Below are 18,013 nucleotides of genomic sequence, written 5' to 3' on the forward strand. Positions count from 1 at the left end.
CATGCTCCTTTTTAAACGCGCGGCCCTGGGCCTGACGCTGCTTTTCTCGATGGCCGCCCAGTCGGCGCTGGCCGGCGCCTACGATGATTCCATCAACGCGGCACGCATGGGCGATACCGGCGAGCTGACCGAGTTGCTGCGTCAGGGGCTGGAGGCCGACACCGTCGATGCGAGTGGCAATACCTTGCTGATGCTCGCCGCCCGCGAAGGCCAGTTGGAAGCGGTAGACCTGCTGCTGCGCAGCGGCGCCCGTGCGGGCAAGCGCAATCCGGCCGGCGACAGCGCGATGATGATGGCTGTGCTCAAGGGGTATCAGCCGATTGTCGAGCGTCTCCTCGCCGCCGGCGCGCCGATCAATCACGATGGCTGGACGCCGCTGATCTACGCTGCTTTTCAGGGGCAGACCGATATCGCGCGCTTGCTGATTGAGCGCGGTGCCGATATCAATCAGCGCGCGCCCAATCTGGCAACGCCCTTGATGTTTGCCGCGCGCAATGGCCATATCGAGATCGTGAAGCTGCTGCTCGATCGTGGCGCGGACACCAACGTGGTGAATGACCAGAATCGCACCGCGCACAGCTGGGCGCTGGAGAACGGCAATACCGACATTGCCGAACTGCTCGAGCGTCGCGTGCCTTCCGTTTTGAAAGTCGCCCCGGCGCAGGCAAAGCCGAAGCCTGCGGGCGGCACGCTGCGCGTAGTGATCGAGTAAGCTGGGTCGCACCGCTGTTGCGGTGCTGCCTGACACCTCAGGCGCTGTTGTCCGAGGGCTCGGCCTGATCGCGCAGCAGCGGGCGTAGCCCATCAAAAGGGCCATCCAGCGCTGCATTGGCGGCCTTTTCCATGGCGCGATACTGGCGCAGCACTTCATGGCCCGTGGCCGATACCTCCGCGCCACCGCCACGCTTCCCTCCCGTTACCGTGAGCACCACCGGCTGCCGAAAGCAGCGATTCATCGCGTCGACCAAGGCCCAGGCGCGAGTGTAGGACATACCCATTTCGCGCGCCGCGGCCGAGATCGAGCCATGACGGCCGATGGCTTCGAGCAGGGTGGCTTTGCCGGGTCCGAGCGCGATTTTGTCATCGAGCATGATGCGGACTTGGTGACGGAGGCGGGCGGTCATGGCGGCGGTCCTCAGGCGGGTTCGATGTGCTCGATCATCAGCTGTACCGAGCTGACGCCATTGTATTCATTCACCGATAGCCGATAGGCCGCGTGAATCGAAGCTGGCACCGGCTCGGCGTAGTTGAAGAAAATGGCTTCGAAGCGGGTGTTGTTCTTGCGCAGCGCCAGCTTGAGGTGGCGGTCCTTGAGCAGGCGCTGGTTGTCGACTTCGAACACATCGTCGAACACCGGCGCCGGGAAGCTCTGCCCCCATATCGCGTTTTCGAGATGGCGGGCGGTCTCGAGCGTCATGTAGCCGGTTTCGAGCGGGCCGTCGGTGTCGACCCGGCGGGTGAGATCGGCCGGGTCGATCATGGCCTTCACCACCGCCTCGAAGGCGGCAGAGAAGCGTTCGAAGTCTTCGGCGCGAATCGTCAGGCCGGCGGCCATGGCGTGGCCGCCGAATTTGAGAATCAGGTCGGGCATCTGCTTGCTGACCAGATCGAGTGCGTCGCGCAGATGCAGGCCGGCAATCGAGCGGCCCGAGCCTTTGATCTGGCCGTCGTCACCCGGCGCGAAGGCCACCACCGGCCGGTGGAATTTCTCCTTGATACGCCCTGCAACGATGCCGATCACGCCTTGATGCCAGCTCGGCTCAAACAAGGTGATGCTGGCACGCTCGCCCGGATCGAAACTGTCGAGGGTGAGCATGGCGTCGGACTGCATGTCGGCCTCGATGCTGCGGCGCTCGCGGTTGAGGCGGTCGAGCTCCTGCGCAATATTCATCGCGCGGGCAATGTCATCGGTGATCAGGCATTCAATGCCCAGCGACATGTCGGCCAGACGACCGGCCGCGTTCAGGCGCGGGCCAAGGCCGAAGCCCATATCGAAGGTGCTGGCGCGTGTCGGCTCGCGGCCGGCCGCGCTGAACAGGGCGCGCACGCCGGCGCACATCTGGCCGGCGCGCATGCGGGCCAGCCCTTGCGATACCAGAATGCGGTTGTTGCGATCGAGTGGCACCACGTCGGCGACCGTGCCGAGTGCGACCAGATCGAGCAGCGTGGCCAGATTCGGCCCCTTGCCGTCGTCAAACGCGCCGCGGGTGCGCAGCTCGGCGCGCAGCGCCAGCAAGGTGTAGAACATCACGCCCACGCCGGCCAGCGCCTTGCTCGGAAAGCTGCAGCCGGGCTGGTTGGGATTGACGATCACGTCGGCGGCCGGCAGCGCGTCGCCCGGCAGGTGGTGGTCGGTGATCAGCGTGGCGATGCCGAGCGAGCGGGCCTCTTCGACACCGTCGATGCTGGCGATGCCGTTGTCGACGGTAATGATCAGGTCGGGTTCGCTTTGCGCGGCAAGCTGGACGATGGCCGGGGTGAGGCCATAGCCGTATTCGAAGCGATTGGGCACCAGATACGCCACGTCGGCGCCCATGGCGCGCAGTCCGCGCACGGCCACGGCGCAGGCGGTGGCGCCGTCGCAGTCATAGTCGGCGACGATCAGCATGCGCGCGCCGGCCTCGATGGCGTCGGCGAGCAGGATGGCGGCGTCAGACACGCCCTGCAGTTGGGTTGGCGGAATGAGCTTGGCGAGCGCGTCGTCGAGTTCGCTCGCCGCCGTAATGCCGCGCGCCGCGTACAGCCGGGCCAGCGTCGGGTGGAGGCCGGACTCGGCCAGTCGGCGGACGGTGGCGGGGTTGGCCTTGCGGGGCACGATGCGTGTCATGAGTAATTGGCCAGGGTGAAGGTTTCGAGCGATTGGGGCTTGCGCCAGAAGCACCACAGGTGGCGCTTGGAGAGCGTGATCTGCCGACCGCCGCGTTCGTCAGGGATCGTCAGCGTCAGTGTCTTCACCGTGCCGGCTTTGAGAGCGGCGAGCGCGGGGGCAAACCAGCGCTGTTCGAGATCAAGCACGGCGGCTTGCCAGGGATCGAGATCGAGGTAGAGGCTTGCATGGTAGGCGTCCGGCAATTCGACCAGCGCGTCGCCGGCGGGCAGGTCGGCGAAGGTGGCCGGTCGCGTGGGTTCGCGCCCGGCCGCGCGGGCCATGCCGCGTACCAGCGGTGAGCTTGCCGCGATGTGTTGGGCCGGCGGTGTCAGTGACGCCGGCAAACTCCCTGCGCCCCAGAACCACACGCTGTTGATGGCGCGTTGGCCGGCGGCTTCGCGGGTGCGATTGATCGGGTGATTGTGCAGCACCACCTGGATCTCGTTCATGGTGCGCTGCCAGACGAGCGCGTCGCCATTGCTCGGCAGGTAGTGCACGATCGGCCGGCCGGTGGTGGCCGACAGGCGTGATAGTTGTGCGGTGGGTGGATGCGTGGGATGCAGATACCAGCGATCCGGCGTCGGCGCTTCGAATCGGCCGATATCGGCGAACTCGGCATTGAGCGCGTCGAGCAGCGCGTCGGCCTCGTCGCGGGTGATGGCTAACTCGCCCGCATCGGTCAGCAGCAGATGGCTGCCGGCAAAGTGCAGGTGGCTCGGGTCGGCGCACAGCAGCGGCGTGTCGACGCGCAGGGCGTCGGCCTCTCCCCAACGGCGCAGGGGCGCATCGGCGAGCGTGGCGGTGTCGGTGTTGAAGAATCGCGCCCAGGTCTGTTCCGGCGTTTCGGCCGGTTCGGCGCGGTGGCGGCCGACGCCGAGCAGGCGCGACAAGGCCGGCAGCGTGAGCGTGTGGGCAAAACCGCGGGCATGAATACTGGGCCAGATCAGGCCGGGAACGAGCAGGTGAAGATGCATGTTTATGACCCGAAAGCAGGCGCCGATTCTAGCATGCAGCGGTCTTTTGCCTTGCCGGGCTGAGCACGCTGCATCGCATCGTTGGCCGACATTGGGCACAATGGCGACCTTGTTGATTCGAGGCCGATTGCCCGATGCGATATGAAACGCTAATCGGTTTGCGCTATACCCGCTCGCGAAAGCGGGCGCAGGGGCGCAACCAGTTTATTTCCTTCATTTCCCTGGTGTCGATGCTGGGCATTGCGCTGGGCGTGGCCGCCCTGATTGTGGTGCTGTCGGTAATGAACGGCTTTCAGGAAGAGCTGCGCACCCGGATTCTAGGGGTTGCCTCGCACGCGCAGGTGACCGGCACAGCGGGTGACATGGAGGCCTGGCAGCAGGCCGCGCAGACCGCGGCGGAGCATCCCAATGTTCAAGGGACCGCACCGTTTGTGCAGGCGCAGGGCATGCTGTCGTTTGACCAGAATGTGCGCGGCGTGATGGTGCGCGGTATTTTGCCTGCCGAAGAGGACCGCGTGGCCGATTTCAGCAAGACCATGCGCGTGGGGACGCTCGACGGGCTGCAGGCCGGCGGCTTCGGGATTGTGCTTGGCGTCGATCTGGCGCGGGCGCTCGGTGCGCGTACCGGCGACAAGGTGACCTTGATCGCGCCGCAAGGCCTGGTCACGCCGGCGGCAGTCTTGCCGCGGCTCAAGCAATTCACCGTGGTGGGTATTTTTGAAGCAGGCATGTACGAGTTCGATGCCGGTCTGGCGCTGATTCATCTGAACGATGCGCAAGTGCTGTATCGCATGGGTGACCGCGTCAGTGGCGTGCGCCTGAAGCTCGACGACTTGTTTGCCGCGCCGCGCGTGATCCGCGAGCTGGCCAATCGCTACGACACCCGCACCGTGCTATCCGACTGGACCAGCAGCCATGCCAACTTCTTCCGTGCCGTGGCGCTGGAGAAAAAGATGATGTCCATCATCCTGTTCCTGATCGTCGCCGTGGCGGCGTTCAATATTGTGTCGACTTTGGTGATGGCGGTGCAGGAGAAAACCGCCGACATCGCCATTTTGCGCACCCTCGGTGCCAGCCCCGGATCGATCATGAGCATCTTCATCCTGCAGGGCGCGATCATTGGTGTCGTTGGCCTGATTGCGGGCGTGATTGGCGGCATCGCGCTGGCCACGAATCTGGATGTGGTGATTCCAGCACTCGAGGGTGTGCTCGGCACCACCCTATGGAATAAAGAGATCTACTACGTGACTGAAATGCCGTCCAAAGTCCTGCCGGCCGACGTGATCACCATTACCTCGGTATCGTTCGTCCTGACCCTGATCGCGACTTTGTACCCGAGCTGGCGCGGCTCGCGAGTGAATCCGGCGGAGGCGCTGCGCTATGAGTAAATCAACGCCACCGGTGCTGGCCTGCGAAGGCTTGTCGAAGCGCTTTCGTGAAGGCGCCGATGCGGTCGAGGTGCTCAAGGACGTGTCGTTTTCCGTCGCCCGAGGCGAGCGGATTGCGATTGTGGGCGCGTCCGGCTCCGGCAAGAGCACGCTGCTGCATCTGCTCGGCGGGCTCGATGCGCCCACGGCGGGGCGGGTGAGCGTGAATGGTGGTGATGTGTCGCGGCTGTCTGATGCGGCACGCGGGCGGCTGCGAAACCATGCGCTCGGCTTCGTGTATCAGTTTCACCACTTGCTGCCCGAGTTCTCGGCGCTGGAAAACGTGGCCATGCCCTTGTATATCCGCCGTATGCCGCGTGCCGAGGCGGACGCCAAGGCGGCCGAGATGCTCGAGCGGGTGGGCTTGGGGCATCGCGTCAGCCATACGCCCGGTGAGCTCTCGGGCGGCGAGCGCCAGCGTGCGGCGATTGCCCGGGCGCTGGTCACGCGTCCGGCCTGCGTGCTGGCCGATGAGCCGACCGGCAACCTGGACAGCAAAACGGCCGGCGCGGTGTTTGACCTGATGCTCGAACTCAACGCCGCCGAAGGCACGAGCTTTGTCATCGTGACGCACGACGTGCAACTCGCAGCGCGCGCTGAACGGGTGCTGACCTTGACCGACGGACGGTTGAGTTAGCCGTCGGCTGACTGATCGGGACTCGCTGATATCCGCTGAAATCACCGCGGGATGCGGTGCTTCGGAGAAACGTTGCCTCGCGGTACGTATGTCCTTGGGCTCAGCGTCACAATGGCTCCTTGCCTGTATGCAGAAACGCTGATTCAAGTTGTAAAAAGCGGTGACGTGAATAGCCCTCGTATACGACCACTGTCTGGAGACAGTTATGCGAGTTCTCTTTGCCCCTGCCGTGCGCTTGCTCAATCAGTTGCGCTACACCACCAAGTTTTTGCTTATCGGTGGCACGGCCGCCATTGCGTCGATGTTTCTGTTGTTCCAGCTGTATTCACAGATTCAGGTGTCGCGGGACATGACCTCGCAGGAGCAGTCCGGCCTCGTCGTGCTTGATGCGACCCTCAAGGCGCTGACCAAAATGCAGCAGCACCGTGGCACTACCTCGGGTTTGCTAGGCGGTGACACCAGCCTTGCGCCCAAGGTGGCGGCGCTGGCGCAAGAGGTTGAGCAGGCGGTGGCCGGTGTCGATGCCGCGCTGAGCGGTCCGGGGGCAGACTTTGACCTGGCCGGCCCCTGGGGCGAGATCAAGAACCGGTGGGCGCCGCTCAAGGGCGGTACGCCGAACGAGCGCGGTGGCAACTTCAAGGCCCACACGCAGATGATCGAGAACATGCTCACTCTGATCGGAGACATCGGATCGCAGTCGCGCCTGTCTTTTGACCCGGATGCCGATGCCGCCAACCTGATCGGCGCCTTGCTCACGGCCGTGCCTGAAATGTCCGAGCGTCTCGGCCGTTTGCGCGGCATGGGTACAGGCATCCTCGCGCGGGGCGTGCTGACGCTGGATGACGAAAAATCCATCGTTCGCCAGCTCGGTCAGCTCGAGGTGACCAAAGACGCGCTGATGGACCGCTTCCGCCGCGCTGCAGGCCAAAACCCCTCGCTGGCGGCCGCTTTGAAGCAGGCCGGCGAAGATATTACCGCGGCGCACAAAGACTTGCGGGATGTGACCCAGGCTCAGATCGTTGATCAAAAATTCGATATCAAACCCGAGGCGTTTTTTGCCGTGGGAACCAAAGCCATTTCGAGTCTGATCGGCCATAGTGACAGCACTTTGTTTCCCAATACCGACGCTTTGCTCAAGGCACGGGCAGATCAACTGACCCGCTTGCTGGTGATTGAACTGCTGGTGTCTGTGACCACCATTCTGATCGCCGGCTACCTGTTGGTCGGCATGTATCTGTCGATTGTCGGTTCGGTGCGCGAACTGACCGCCGGCACAACACAGATGGCGCTGGGTGACTACACCACACGCGTTGAGTTTTCGGCGCGCGATGAGCTGTCCGATGTGGCGCATCAGTTCAACGGCATGGCGGAACGATTGGCGGCAATCATCGCCCAGGTCAAACGCAGCGCCGAAGATCTGCGGGCCGCAGCGGGTGAAATGGCGATCGGGTCCGGTCAGGTTGCCGAAGGCTCCGAGCGGCAAAGCGAAGCCGCCGCGAGCATGGCGGCTGCTGTTGAGGAGATGACGGTCAGTATTGATGAGATCAATCGCCATGCGCAGGCGGCATCGACTCAGAGCGCCGACTCGGGCCGGCTGTCAAAAGAAGGCGGTGACGTGGTGCGCCAGTCGGTGACGGAGATGGAGCGCATCGCCGAGTCGGTGCACGAGGTGGCGAGGGTTATCCGTGATCTGGGCGACCAGTCTGGCAAGATTTCGACCATCGTCAATGTCATTCGCGAAATTGCCGAGCAAACCAATCTGCTGGCGCTCAACGCGGCCATCGAGGCCGCGCGGGCCGGCGAAACCGGCCGGGGGTTCGCGGTGGTGGCCGATGAGGTGCGCAAGCTGGCCGAGCGCACCGCCAAGGCCACCGGTGAAATCACCAGCATGGTCGAAGCCATCCAGAGCGGCACGCAAAAAGCGGTCGGCACCATGGAGAGCGGTGTTGAACGGGTGCAGGAAGGGGTGGTGCTGACCAAGCGCGCCGGCGAGTCGATGGAGCAGATCAACGCGGGCGCGGCCAATGTGGTGGTGTCGGTCGAAGACATCTCGGCGGCGCTGCGCGAACAGAGTGCCGCAAGTACCGACATTGCGCGCAACGTCGAGGCGATTGCTCAGATGAGCGAGCAGAACAGTGCCGCGGTCCGTGATACCGCCCGCACGGCTGAGCGGCTGGAGGGTCTGGCGCGCTCCTTGAGCGATGAGGTGGCGCGCTTCAAAGTCTGAGCGCAACGATAGCCAAAACGGGGCGTGACCGGTCAGGTGCCGGTCGCGCCCTTGTCGTTTCTGGCGCGGCGCTTTTTCTGCCGGGTGTGCCAGGCGTGCATCAGGTGCAATCGCCACGCGCCACGAACGACAAGATAGCCCGTGACTGACAGTCCATTGGCGAGCACCAGCAGCCCGAGCAGCAGGGGGCGACCAAGCCCCAGCACCCAGGCCGACATGGCCGACATCCACTGAGTGATGGCCATGGTGGTGATCTCGGGCGGCGCCACGAAATGGCTGCCGCCGCCGAGCAACCAGTCGCCCAGCGTGAAGGCCAGCAGATAGAGCGGGACGATGGTGAAGGGGTTGGTGTAGAGCGTCGTGACCAGCGCCAGCGGCAGATTGACCCGAAAAACCACACATCCGAGCGCGGCACCGATCATCTGAAAAGGGCCGGGAATCAGCCCACAGAAAAGTCCCACGGCGACGGCACCGGCCGCGGAGTGGCGGTTGAGGTGCCACAGGCTGGGGTGCAGGAGGGTGCTGCCCAAGGGGCGCAGCCAGCGGTTGTTGTGCACGCTGGCGTGGTCAGGGAGAACGCGCTTGAGGAGTTTTCGCATGGTGGTTGGCGTGGATTCTAGCGTGGCTCGCACGCGATCTGTCTAAGAGTCGCCGGATCGCGCTAAAGTGCCAGCCTATGCAAATGGCAATTTTCGGTGTGCTTTTGGCATTGCTGATTGTTCAGCACGGTGCCAGCGTATTGCCTGTGTGGGGCAGCGCCGGGCTATGCCTTCTTGCCGCGGTCGTGGCCGTGGCATGTTGGTGCACGCGCAACGGGTGGCAACGGCAGGCATTGTGCCTGATGCTCGGGCTGTCGGTCGGCGTAGCCTACGGAAGTCTCCGTGCGCAGTGGCGTCTGGCTGATCAGCTCGATGACGCATTCGATGGCGCAACTTACATCTTGATCGGCACGGTGGTCGGTTTGCCGGGGCGACCAGACGACGGGCTGCGATTTGAGTTCGCACCCGATGTGGCCCCGGTCGGGCTTCCGAGTCGTTTGTCGCTGAGCTGGTATCCCAAGCCGGGGGCGGTGATCCCCACCATCGTGCCAGGTCAACGACTGATGATCGAGGCGCGATTGAAAGTGATTCGCGGCCAGCACAATCCGAATGGATTCGATTACGCGGGTTGGCAGTTTGCGCGCGGCGTGGGTGGGCTGGGGTATGTGCGCACACTGGCGCCGATCGACGCGCCTGTCGCGATGGGTGTCGGCGCGCGTATCGATCGTTGGCGCGACGCGATTCGGGCCCGAATCCACCGAAGTGTTGAACCAGACATTGCGGGCGTGCTCACTGCCATGGCGGTTGGCGATCAGCGCGGCATGTCGGACGCTACGTGGTCAAGCCTGCGCAACACCGGCACCGCGCATCTGGTGGCGATCTCCGGCCTGCATGTGTCGATTGTGGCGATGCTTTTCGGCGGCTTGGTGGGCTGGCTGTGGCGGCGTATTCCGCGCGCCGTGCTATGGCAGCCGGCGCAACGCGCTACCGTGGTGGCTGCCGCCGTGGCGGCATTGGCGTATGGCGCGCTGGCCGGGTTTGGCGTGCCGGTGACGCGCAGCGTCCTGATGCTGCTGACCGCCTGTGTGGCGCTGCTGTCGTCGCGTCGACCGCCGGCGAGCCGTATCTGGTTGCTGGCGCTGCTGGGGGTGATGGTGTTCGACCCCTGGTGCGTTATTTCAGCCGGTTTCTGGTTGTCGTTCGGCGCGGTCGGTGCGTTGATTCTCATGTTGTCAGGGCGCCACGGTGTGCGCGGCCGCGTGTCGGGGTTTGCATCGGCGCAACTGGCGGTCACGGTATTGACAGCGCCCTTGCTGCTCGTGCTGTTCGGCCAGCTATCGCTGGTGTCGCCCCTTGCCAATGCGGTGGCGATTCCGCTGGTGAGCATTCTTGTGGTGCCTCTGGTATTGCTGGGTGCGCTCTTGCCGGGCGATTTCTTCCTGGTCATGGCGGCGTTTGTGATGGAACACCTGATGAGCGTGCTGACCTGGGCTGCCGATCTGCCGTTCGCGGTCTGGTCGATGGCAACGCCGCCAGTGTCACTGATGCTGCTTGCCCTGGTCGGTGCCTTGTGGGGCATCATGCCGCGCGGTACGCCGTGGCGCGTGCTGGGCTGGGTGGCGTGGGCGCCGGTGCTGCTGTGGTCGCCGCCGCGCCCGTCGGCGGGTACGTTCGAGGCCCGGGTGATTGATGTCGGGCAGGGCTTGGCGGTGCATGTGCGTACCGCCAAGCATGATGTGCTCTACGACACCGGCCCCGGTTACTACCGCGGGGGCGATGCGGGCGAACGCCATGTGGTGCCCTACCTGCAAGACGCTGGCGTCGGTACGTTGGATTTGCTGGTGGTCTCGCACGACGACATGGACCACGCCGGCGGCGCCGTTAGCGTATTGCGCAGCTTTCCCGTCCGTCGTCTTGTGACGGGGCAGGGGGTGGCTTTGGGCGCTGGCCCGGCGCCGACACCGTGCCATGCGGGGAAAGCCTGGATCTGGGACGGTGTGACGTTCCGCTGGCTGCACCCGGCGGCGGATGCGCAGTTTCGTGACGACAACGACCGTTCGTGCGTGCTGCATGTCTCGGTGCCCGGCGGGTCACTCTTGTTGCCTGGCGATGTGTCGTCCCGCGCTGAACGCGCGGTGGCTGCGGTGGGTGGATGGCCGACAAGCACGGTGGTGGTGGCGCCTCACCACGGCAGTCGCAGCGCATCCTCCGAGGCTTTGGTGGCGGCGGTCAATGCCGACCATGTGGTGTTCTCCAGTGCCTATGGGAATGCGTTCGGGCATCCGGTGGTGACGGTGCTTGAGCGTTGGCACGATGCGGGCGCGCGGATTTGGCGTACCGACCTGCAAGGGGCGGTGTCCGTGCGGCTGGGTACAACCGGTGCGCGGCTTGGCGGCGAGCACGCAGAGCGGCCCCGATATTGGCATCGCAAGCGTGCAGATCCCAGGCGGGCCGATGCTAGACTGATGTCCTCTGCCTCGGTCGAATGAGTGTTTGAACATGGATCTTTTGAAATCCCAGAGCGGCTGGATGGGCTCGCCTCCGTCGGAGATGCGTCATCGTACGGTGCAATGCGCCGGCGCACACGGTCTGCATCGCATGGCCTATACCGAGTGGGGTGACCCGAGGAATCCGCGGGTGTTGGTGTGCGTGCATGGCTTGACGCGCAATGGCCGGGATTTCGATTTTCTTGCTGCAGCGTTGTCGCAGCATTACCGCGTGGTCTGCCCCGATGTGGTCGGTCGGGGCCGCAGCGAGTGGCTGAGCGTCAAAACGGAGTATGGGTTTCCGCAATACGTGGCCGATATGGTGACCCTGATCGCGCGGCTGGATGTGCCCGAAGTGCATTGGGTCGGCACCTCGATGGGCGGGCTGATCGGCATGTGCCTGGCGTCCTTGCCCGGCACGCCGATCAAGCGCCTGGTGCTCAATGACGTGGGGCCGATGATTACCGTCGAGTCCATCGAGCGTATTGCGGAGTATGTGGGCGCTGCACCGGTCTTTGCCGATCTTGATACGGCAGAACGCTACATCCGCGAGGTGAGTGCGCCTTTCGGGCCCTTGACCGACGCACAGTGGCGCCATCTCACCGAGCATGCGGTGAGCGCTGTCGATGGCGGGCTGGCCATGGTCTACGATCCGGGCATTGCCGAGGCGTTTCGCAAGACGCCCCTGTCCGCCGACGTCGACTTGTGGGCAATGTACGACGCCATTTCGTGTCCGACCCTGGTCATCCGCGGCGCGGAGTCTGATTTGCTGCTGCACGAAACGGCGCAGGAGATGAGCCGTCGGGGGCCTAAGGCGTCGCTGGTGGAGTTTGAAGGGATCGGTCATGCACCCATGTTGCTGGATGCACGCCAGATCGAAGCGGTCAGTCAGTTTCTACTGGCCGACTCAGGTCGCTGATCACCGGCGAGGCGGTGCATGCCTCGCCAGGTGTCCGTCGTACTCAGCGCAGCAGGCGGCCGTTGCGATCGAGAATCGAGATGTCGGTGTAGCTTGAGCCATCGTGACTGGCGCTGCCATAGCGAATGGTCACGCCGCCGGCGTCGAAGGTCCCCAACTCGTTCAGTGCTGCCAGAATGCGTGGCCGCGTGGACTCCCCGGCACGACGAATGCCTTCGACCAGCACCTTGGCCATCAGATAGCCCTCGAGAATGGTGTGATCGGGAGCCTCCTTGGCGCCGATTCGTTGAAGGTCTTCGCTCAGATCGCGGCTGATGGTGATGGCCTGTGATTCCGGTTTGGGCACGACCTGGACAATGCCCAGCCCATGGGCCATTTTGCTACCGATCTTTTCGGCCACTTGCGGCCCGGCCGTGACCGACACCGCAATCATCATGGCAAAGCTGCCGGCCTCGCGCATGCCTTTGACAAAGGCACTGCTGGCGGCGGTATTGGAGACCAGAATGATGCCGTTCGGGTCGGTCGCATGGATGGATTTGATTGCCTCTTCCACCTCGGTCGTGCCTTTTTTGTAGGCCCCCACGGCAACGAGATCCATGCCGGATGCCGCGAGCGCTTTCTTGGCGGCAACCAGGCCATCCTCACCGAAGGGGTCATCCTGATGGAGCACCGCAATGCGCTTCAGCCCCATGCTCTGCATCTGTCGAACAATGGTGTCGACTTCAGCGGCATAGCTGGCGCGAGTGTGAAAGATGTGGGTCGGCACGGGTTCGCGCAGGATCATCGCGCCCGAGCGCACGCCGACCAGGGGAATGCCGGCTTTTTCGAGCAGGCCTTCCTTGAGCACCGCCGCCACGTTGCCGGTGCCGACCAGGCCCACGAGTGCGACGGGGGCTTCCTTGTCGATCAGGTCGCTCGTTTGCACGAGGGTTTCCTTGACCTTGTATCCGTCATCGCGGGTCACCAGCTTGAGCTTGCTGCCGCGAATGCCGCCGGCGGCATTGATACGTCCGAAATAGGCTTGAATGCCGAGATTGACGCCTTTGCCGGTGGGGGCCAGCGTGCCGGTAAATGGGGCGACCTGACCGATCACAATGTCGGCAGCCAGGGCAGGGAGCGACATTGCCGAGACGGCAAGACTCAACATGAGGGCGCGAAGCGTGCGGGGTGTTCCGGTCATGGTGTTTGCCGTTCCTTTTTGATAAGCGTATGCGCGTGCGTAGTCTTATCGACCGCGCGCGCGCACACTTGAGCGCGGGCACGGTATTGATTGTTTCTCGTCGGCTGGAGTGCCCTTAATGCAGGTGGCGCGGCATCTGCTCGTCGGGCGTTTCGGGAAGTTCGGCATGAACCGCTTCGCCCTCGGGTGAGGGATAGAGCGGGGCGCCGCAATCGTCGCAGTACTCCATTGGAAAACGGTGGTCCAGCGACAGAATCTCGGTCACGCCACTTTCGCGCAGTGTGGCTTCGATCTGCGCGAGCACGTCGGGGCCATCGTCTTCGGCGCCAAGCAAGGGCCAGACAATGCCGTGCACGACCTGATCGGCGTTCTTCAGGGTCAGACCGATTCGGAACTCCTCCAACTGGAGGTCGTGGAAGGGCGCGATGATCGCGCGCAGATTCGACGCCGGTGCCTCAAGTGTTGCACCAAGAAAAGCCACCGATGCACGCACTGCGTAGGCGCGGCTTTCGCGATCGGCGCGGCGCGAAGCGGCAAAGTAGGCGTCGGGCAAGACCACTTCGACGGCGCACCCGGGGAGCAGCGGAATCAGGCAGGCGCCGCCCTGGCTGCGCCACTGGGTGAGCGCGTGGTCGCGATCGCCGGCGTTTTCCTGCCAGCGGAACATCGGCGTGCCGCGCGGGACGGCCACGGCAAACAGCAGATAACGGGTGTCGGACAGAAACTGCGTGGTTTCGGGTAGCGACGCCACGTCAATCGACAAGTCCTGATCGGCCTGGGCCGCCACGCCGATCTCCTCGGCGAAACGTGCCGTATTGCAATAGCCGACGGGCAGTTGGTCCGGGCTGAACAGGTAGTTGGCGACCGACAGCCGCACATCGTCGGCCAGCACGTGCGCCTGCAGATGTACGCGCAAATTGGCCAGCACCGCATCAGAAATGGCGAGCGCCGGAATGCGGTAGCGCGACCACGACAGCAGCGGCGCGGCGACCAGCAGCACGTCTTCATCGGCGAGCTTGCGGCCGGCGTTTTCGGCGCGGGATTCGACAAAATCGGCGAGCTCGTCATAGGCCGTCAGGCTGCTCGAATAGAGCTGGTCGAGCGCGCTGTTGATGGTGTCTTCGTCGCCTTCGTCCAGCAACTGGTCAATCAGCTCGGTGAGCTGGTTTTCCCAAAACCGGTCTTCGGCACGGCTGCCGGATTCGGCCAGACCGTTGGCCAGCCAGACGAGACGCTCGGCGTCGGGCCCGAGGCCGCTGCGGCGTTTGCTACGGGGACGTTTCATGAAATCTTGCCCTGGGGTTTGAAGGGGCCGGCCCGAGGGCGGGCTGGCCCGAGGGAGCGGGGCGCCATTCTACATGGCCGAATCAATAACCTCGCTTGTTCAGATGGACGTCCTGCATGATCTTGGTGGCAATCTCTTCAATCGAGCGTGCGGTCGAGTCCAGCCAGGGGATGCGCTCACGCTCCATCAGCCGCTTGGCTGCGTCGATCTCGTAGTGACAATTGTCGAGCGAGGCATAGACGCTGTCGGGCCGGCGCTCCTGGCGGATTTGCGACAGACGCTCCGCACTGATGGTCAGGCCGAAGAGTTTGCGGCGATGCTTGTGGAGTTCGGTCGGCAGCTTGCTGCGCTCGAAGTCTTCGGGAATCAGCGGATAGTTCGCTGCCTTGACGCCGAACTGCATCGCCAGATACAGGCTGGTCGGCGTCTTGCCCGAGCGCGATACGCCGACGAGGATCACGTCGGAGACATCGAGTTCGGCGTGCGAGACGCCGTCGTCGTGCGCCAGCGCGAAGTTGATCGCCTCGATACGGTTCTTGTAGTCGAGACTGTCCGCAATGCCGTGGAAGCGGCCCACCGTGTGGGTGGAGCGTTGGCCAAGCTCTTGCTCAAGCGGCTCGATGAAGCGCTCGAACAGGTCAAGAAAAAGCGCGTCGGCGTTGCGCAGGCCGGCCACGAGTTCAGGCCCGACCAGCGAATTGAAGACAATCGGACGGGTACCATCGCTGCGGCCGGCTTCACGAATGCGTGTGGCGCAGTCCCGCGCTTTTTCGATTGAATCGACAAAAGGCAGGCGGACTTGCTTGAAGCGCATGTCCGGAAACTGGGCAAGCAAACTATGGCCGAGTGTTTCAGCCGTGATGCCGGTGCCGTCGGAGATAAAAAATACGGTGCGAGTAGAGTGTTCTGTCATGGGTCAAGGTATGGTTAACGTTTCGGGTATACCCGTCTTTGCCGCAAAGCAGCAATTCCTTGTAAACTCCGATTTTCAGTTTTTCTGACTCCTTCTGGAAGAGCCCCATGAGCCGTTACGTTATCCCGTTTGAAGAACTACGTATGTCTGACGTCGAGCATGTCGGCGGCAAGAACGCTTCACTCGGAGAAATGATCAGCCAGCTGCCCGCCAGTGTACGTGTTCCTGGCGGCTTCGCAACGACTGCCGATGCTTATCGTGAATTCCTTGCCCATCAAGGTCTGATCGATCGGATCAATGCTGCACTCGATGCGCTGGATGTCGACGATGTCGATGCGCTGGTCAAGACCGGCACCGAGATCCGTCAATGGATTGTCGATCTGCCGTTCCCGGCCAAGCTCGAAGAAGAAATCAAGGCGGCTTACGCCAAGATCACCTCCGAAGGCGAGGGCAGCTTTGCCGTCCGCTCTTCCGCAACGGCTGAAGACATGCCCGACGCGTCGTTTGCCGGCCAGCAGGAAACCTTCCTGAACATCCACGGTTACGACAACATCCTGCACGCGATCAAGGAAGTCTTTGCGTCGCTGTATAACGATCGCGCCATCGCCTATCGTGTTCACAAAGGTTACGCACACGCCGATGTTGCCTTGTCGGCGGGCGTGCAGCGCATGGTGCGCTCCGATACTGGCACCTCTGGCGTGATGTTCTCGCTCGATACCGAATCCGGCTTCAAGGACGTGGTGTTCATCACCGCTTCGTATGGCCTGGGTGAGACGGTGGTGCAGGGCGCCGTGAATCCGGACGAGTTCTATGTGCACAAGCCCACTCTGGCGCAAGGCCGCCCGGCCGTGGTGCGTCGCAACCTGGGCTCCAAGTTGATCAAGATGGTGTTTACCGACAAGTCCGTCGCGGGCAAATCGGTGCAGACACTGGATGTGGCCGAGGCCGAGCGTAACCGCTTCTCGTTGAGCGACACCGATGTGCTCGAACTGGCGCGCTACGCCGTCATCATCGAAGAACACTACGGTCGCCCGATGGACATCGAGTGGGGCAAGGACGGCGAAGACGGCAAGCTCTACATCCTGCAGGCACGCCCCGAAACGGTGAAGAGCCAGCAGTCTGGCCACGTGCTTGAAAAATACCGCCTCAAGCAATACGGCAAGGCACTGACGCACGGCCGCGCGATTGGTCAGCGCATTGGTGTGGGCCCGGTCAAGGTGATCCGCGATGCCGCCGAGATGAACCGTGTGCAGCCCGGCGACGTGCTGGTGACCGATATGACCGATCCCAACTGGGAGCCGGTCATGAAGCGCGCCAGCGCCATCGTTACCAATCGCGGCGGTCGCACCTGCCACGCCGCCATCATCGCCCGCGAACTGGGCATCCCCGCCATCGTCGGTTGCGGCAACGCCACCGAGTTGCTGCACGAAGGCGATTCGGTCACCGCGTCCTGCGCCGAAGGCGACACCGGCTACGTGTATCGCGGCAAGCTCGACTTTGAAGTCATCACGACCGATACCGGCAACCTGCCGGAGATTCCGGTCAAGGTCATGATGAACGTTGGCAACCCCGAGCTGGCCTTCGAGTTTGCGCAGATCCCGAACGAAGGCGTTGGCCTGGCCCGCCTGGAATTCGTCATCAACAATATGATCGGCATCCACCCCAAGGCCATCCTGGAGCTTGATCAGGTGCCCGCCGGGCTGCGTCAGGAGATCCTGCGCCGCTCGCGTGGTTACGAAACGCCGCGCGAGTTCTTTGTCGAGAAGCTGGTCGAAGGCGTTGCCGTCATCGCCGCCGCCTTCTACCCGAAGCCCGTCATCGTGCGTCTGTCGGACTTCAAGTCCAACGAATACCGCAAGCTGCTCGGTGGCGAAATCTACGAGCCGGAAGAAGAAAACCCGATGCTGGGGTTCCGTGGCGCCTCACGCTACATCTCCCACAGCTTCCGCGACTGCTTCGAGCTCGAATGTATTGCCATGAAGCGCGTGCGCGATGTGCTCGGCCTCACCAATGTCCAACTCATGGTGCCATTCGTGCGCAACGTTGAAGAGGCGCGCGAGGTTGTTGAACTCTTGGCTGAACACGGGCTCGAGCGCGGCGTGAACGATCTCAAGCTCATCATGATGTGCGAGATCCCGTCCAACGCGCTGCTCGCCGAACAGTTCCTTGAGGTGTTCGATGGCTTCTCGATTGGCTCGAACGACCTGACCCAGCTCACGCTCGGTCTGGACCGCGACTCGGGTCTGGTGGCGCACGCGTTTGACGAACGCGATCCGGCTGTCAAGCAGTTGCTGTCGATGGCCATCCAGGCGGCCAACCGCCTCGGCAAGTACGTTGGCATCTGCGGACAAGGGCCGTCGGACCACGCCGATTTCGCCGAATGGCTGATGGATGAGGGCATTCAGACCATTTCGTTGAATCCGGACACGGTCGTCGATACCTGGTTGAAGCTGGCTGCGCACCGCAAAGCCTGAGTCCGTTGTTAGCCCAAGCCGGCTTGGGGCGTTGCGTCGCGCCCTCAAGCCGGCTTGCTTATTGCCGATACAGTGCTAGACTT

The 18,013-nt window shown here is 63.4% G+C and carries 14 protein-coding genes; 7 read left to right on the forward strand and 7 right to left on the reverse strand.

Annotation, left to right across the window (positions count from 1 at the left end):
- Position 1: 1 nt before the first annotated feature.
- Complete coding sequence (locus tag FHP91_RS16800; RefSeq protein ID WP_144310659.1) at positions 2–712, forward strand: ankyrin repeat domain-containing protein; 711 nt, start codon at positions 2–4, stop codon at positions 710–712.
- Between the two features lie 37 nt (positions 713–749).
- Here the strand turns inward: FHP91_RS16800 and FHP91_RS16805 are convergent, their stop codons facing one another.
- From FHP91_RS16805 to FHP91_RS16815, 3 genes are read right to left on the reverse strand one after another with little or no spacing between them, the layout of a single operon-like run.
- A complete protein-coding gene (locus FHP91_RS16805) occupies positions 750–1,124 on the reverse strand; it encodes a winged helix-turn-helix domain-containing protein (protein WP_144310660.1) in 375 nt (124 codons plus the stop codon).
- An 11-nt stretch (positions 1,125–1,135) separates the two neighbouring features.
- The gene (gene recJ / locus FHP91_RS16810) at positions 1,136–2,827 is read right to left on the reverse strand and encodes a single-stranded-DNA-specific exonuclease RecJ (RefSeq protein ID WP_144310661.1); all 1,692 of its coding nucleotides are present in this window, start codon (positions 2,825–2,827) and stop codon (positions 1,136–1,138) included.
- Positions 2,824–3,843, reverse strand: a complete 1,020-nt coding sequence (locus tag FHP91_RS16815) for a hypothetical protein (RefSeq protein ID WP_144310662.1) — start codon at positions 3,841–3,843, stop codon at positions 2,824–2,826. Before FHP91_RS16815 ends, recJ begins: the two co-directional genes overlap by 4 nt.
- A gap of 134 nt (positions 3,844–3,977) precedes the next feature.
- Between FHP91_RS16815 and FHP91_RS16820 the strand changes: the two genes are divergently transcribed.
- From FHP91_RS16820 to FHP91_RS16830, 3 genes are all read left to right on the forward strand, one after another.
- On the forward strand, positions 3,978–5,231 hold the full coding sequence (locus FHP91_RS16820; RefSeq protein ID WP_144310663.1) for a lipoprotein-releasing ABC transporter permease subunit: 1,254 nt from the start codon (positions 3,978–3,980) through the stop codon (positions 5,229–5,231).
- On the forward strand, positions 5,224–5,907 hold the full coding sequence (gene lolD, locus FHP91_RS16825; protein ID WP_144310664.1) for a lipoprotein-releasing ABC transporter ATP-binding protein LolD: 684 nt from the start codon (positions 5,224–5,226) through the stop codon (positions 5,905–5,907). The genes FHP91_RS16820 and lolD overlap by 8 nt, the downstream gene beginning before the upstream one ends.
- Before the next feature lie 205 nt (positions 5,908–6,112).
- Positions 6,113–8,134 carry a methyl-accepting chemotaxis protein gene (locus tag FHP91_RS16830; RefSeq protein WP_186301595.1) on the forward strand — a complete coding sequence of 674 codons (2,022 nt, stop codon included), beginning with the start codon at positions 6,113–6,115 and terminating at the stop codon, positions 8,132–8,134.
- Positions 8,135–8,166: 32 nt separating this feature from the next.
- Here FHP91_RS16830 and FHP91_RS16835 read toward each other — a convergent pair whose 3' ends face one another.
- Positions 8,167–8,733, reverse strand: a complete 567-nt coding sequence (locus FHP91_RS16835) for a DUF2062 domain-containing protein (RefSeq protein ID WP_144310665.1) — start codon at positions 8,731–8,733, stop codon at positions 8,167–8,169.
- Between the two features lie 83 nt (positions 8,734–8,816).
- On the opposite strand from FHP91_RS16835, the gene FHP91_RS16840 reads away from it, so the two are divergent.
- Positions 8,817–11,162: a DNA internalization-related competence protein ComEC/Rec2 gene (locus FHP91_RS16840; RefSeq protein ID WP_246116349.1), complete on the forward strand. Its 2,346-nt coding sequence runs from the start codon at positions 8,817–8,819 to the stop codon at positions 11,160–11,162.
- A 10-nt stretch (positions 11,163–11,172) separates the two neighbouring features.
- Positions 11,173–12,078 (forward strand): alpha/beta fold hydrolase, encoded by a 906-nt coding sequence (locus FHP91_RS16845; RefSeq protein WP_144310667.1) that lies wholly within the window; start codon positions 11,173–11,175, stop codon positions 12,076–12,078.
- A 43-nt stretch (positions 12,079–12,121) separates the two neighbouring features.
- On the opposite strand, the gene FHP91_RS16850 is transcribed toward FHP91_RS16845, so the two are convergent.
- From FHP91_RS16850 to ppsR, 3 genes are all read right to left on the reverse strand, one after another.
- On the reverse strand, positions 12,122–13,258 hold the full coding sequence (locus tag FHP91_RS16850) for an ABC transporter substrate-binding protein (RefSeq protein WP_144310668.1): 1,137 nt from the start codon (positions 13,256–13,258) through the stop codon (positions 12,122–12,124).
- A gap of 115 nt (positions 13,259–13,373) precedes the next feature.
- Positions 13,374–14,543, reverse strand: coding sequence for a DUF2863 family protein (locus FHP91_RS16855; RefSeq protein ID WP_144310669.1), 1,170 nt, complete (start codon positions 14,541–14,543; stop codon positions 13,374–13,376).
- 82 nt (positions 14,544–14,625) lie between these two features.
- The gene (gene ppsR / locus FHP91_RS16860; RefSeq protein WP_144310670.1) at positions 14,626–15,456 is read right to left on the reverse strand and encodes a posphoenolpyruvate synthetase regulatory kinase/phosphorylase PpsR; all 831 of its coding nucleotides are present in this window, start codon (positions 15,454–15,456) and stop codon (positions 14,626–14,628) included.
- Positions 15,457–15,563: 107 nt separating this feature from the next.
- Here ppsR and ppsA point away from each other — a divergent pair, with 107 nt between their 5' ends.
- A complete protein-coding gene (gene ppsA / locus FHP91_RS16865; protein WP_144310671.1) occupies positions 15,564–17,930 on the forward strand; it encodes a phosphoenolpyruvate synthase in 2,367 nt (788 codons plus the stop codon).
- Positions 17,931–18,013: the final 83 nt, after the last annotated feature.

Source organism: Denitromonas halophila, assembly GCF_007625155.1.
Lineage (GTDB): Bacteria > Pseudomonadota > Gammaproteobacteria > Burkholderiales > Rhodocyclaceae > Nitrogeniibacter > Nitrogeniibacter halophilus.

What these genes read in the sequence shown, in the direction of transcription:
- FHP91_RS16845 (WP_144310667.1), top strand. Translation starts at nt 11,173, where the DNA reads ATGGATCTTTTGAAATCCCAGAGCGGCTGGATGGGCTCGCCTCCGTCG.
- FHP91_RS16815 (WP_144310662.1), bottom strand. Translation starts at nt 3,843, where the DNA reads ATGCATCTTCACCTGCTCGTTCCCGGCCTGATCTGGCCCAGTATTCAT.
- recJ (WP_144310661.1), bottom strand. Translation starts at nt 2,827, where the DNA reads ATGACACGCATCGTGCCCCGCAAGGCCAACCCCGCCACCGTCCGCCGA.
- FHP91_RS16805 (WP_144310660.1), bottom strand. Translation starts at nt 1,124, where the DNA reads ATGACCGCCCGCCTCCGTCACCAAGTCCGCATCATGCTCGATGACAAA.
- FHP91_RS16855 (WP_144310669.1), bottom strand. Translation starts at nt 14,543, where the DNA reads ATGAAACGTCCCCGTAGCAAACGCCGCAGCGGCCTCGGGCCCGACGCC.
- ppsR (WP_144310670.1), bottom strand. Translation starts at nt 15,456, where the DNA reads ATGACAGAACACTCTACTCGCACCGTATTTTTTATCTCCGACGGCACC.
- FHP91_RS16840 (WP_246116349.1), top strand. Translation starts at nt 8,817, where the DNA reads ATGGCAATTTTCGGTGTGCTTTTGGCATTGCTGATTGTTCAGCACGGT.
- FHP91_RS16820 (WP_144310663.1), top strand. Translation starts at nt 3,978, where the DNA reads ATGCGATATGAAACGCTAATCGGTTTGCGCTATACCCGCTCGCGAAAG.
- FHP91_RS16800 (WP_144310659.1), top strand. Translation starts at nt 2, where the DNA reads ATGCTCCTTTTTAAACGCGCGGCCCTGGGCCTGACGCTGCTTTTCTCG.
- ppsA (WP_144310671.1), top strand. Translation starts at nt 15,564, where the DNA reads ATGAGCCGTTACGTTATCCCGTTTGAAGAACTACGTATGTCTGACGTC.
- FHP91_RS16850 (WP_144310668.1), bottom strand. Translation starts at nt 13,258, where the DNA reads ATGACCGGAACACCCCGCACGCTTCGCGCCCTCATGTTGAGTCTTGCC.
- FHP91_RS16835 (WP_144310665.1), bottom strand. Translation starts at nt 8,733, where the DNA reads ATGCGAAAACTCCTCAAGCGCGTTCTCCCTGACCACGCCAGCGTGCAC.
- lolD (WP_144310664.1), top strand. Translation starts at nt 5,224, where the DNA reads ATGAGTAAATCAACGCCACCGGTGCTGGCCTGCGAAGGCTTGTCGAAG.
- FHP91_RS16830 (WP_186301595.1), top strand. Translation starts at nt 6,113, where the DNA reads ATGCGAGTTCTCTTTGCCCCTGCCGTGCGCTTGCTCAATCAGTTGCGC.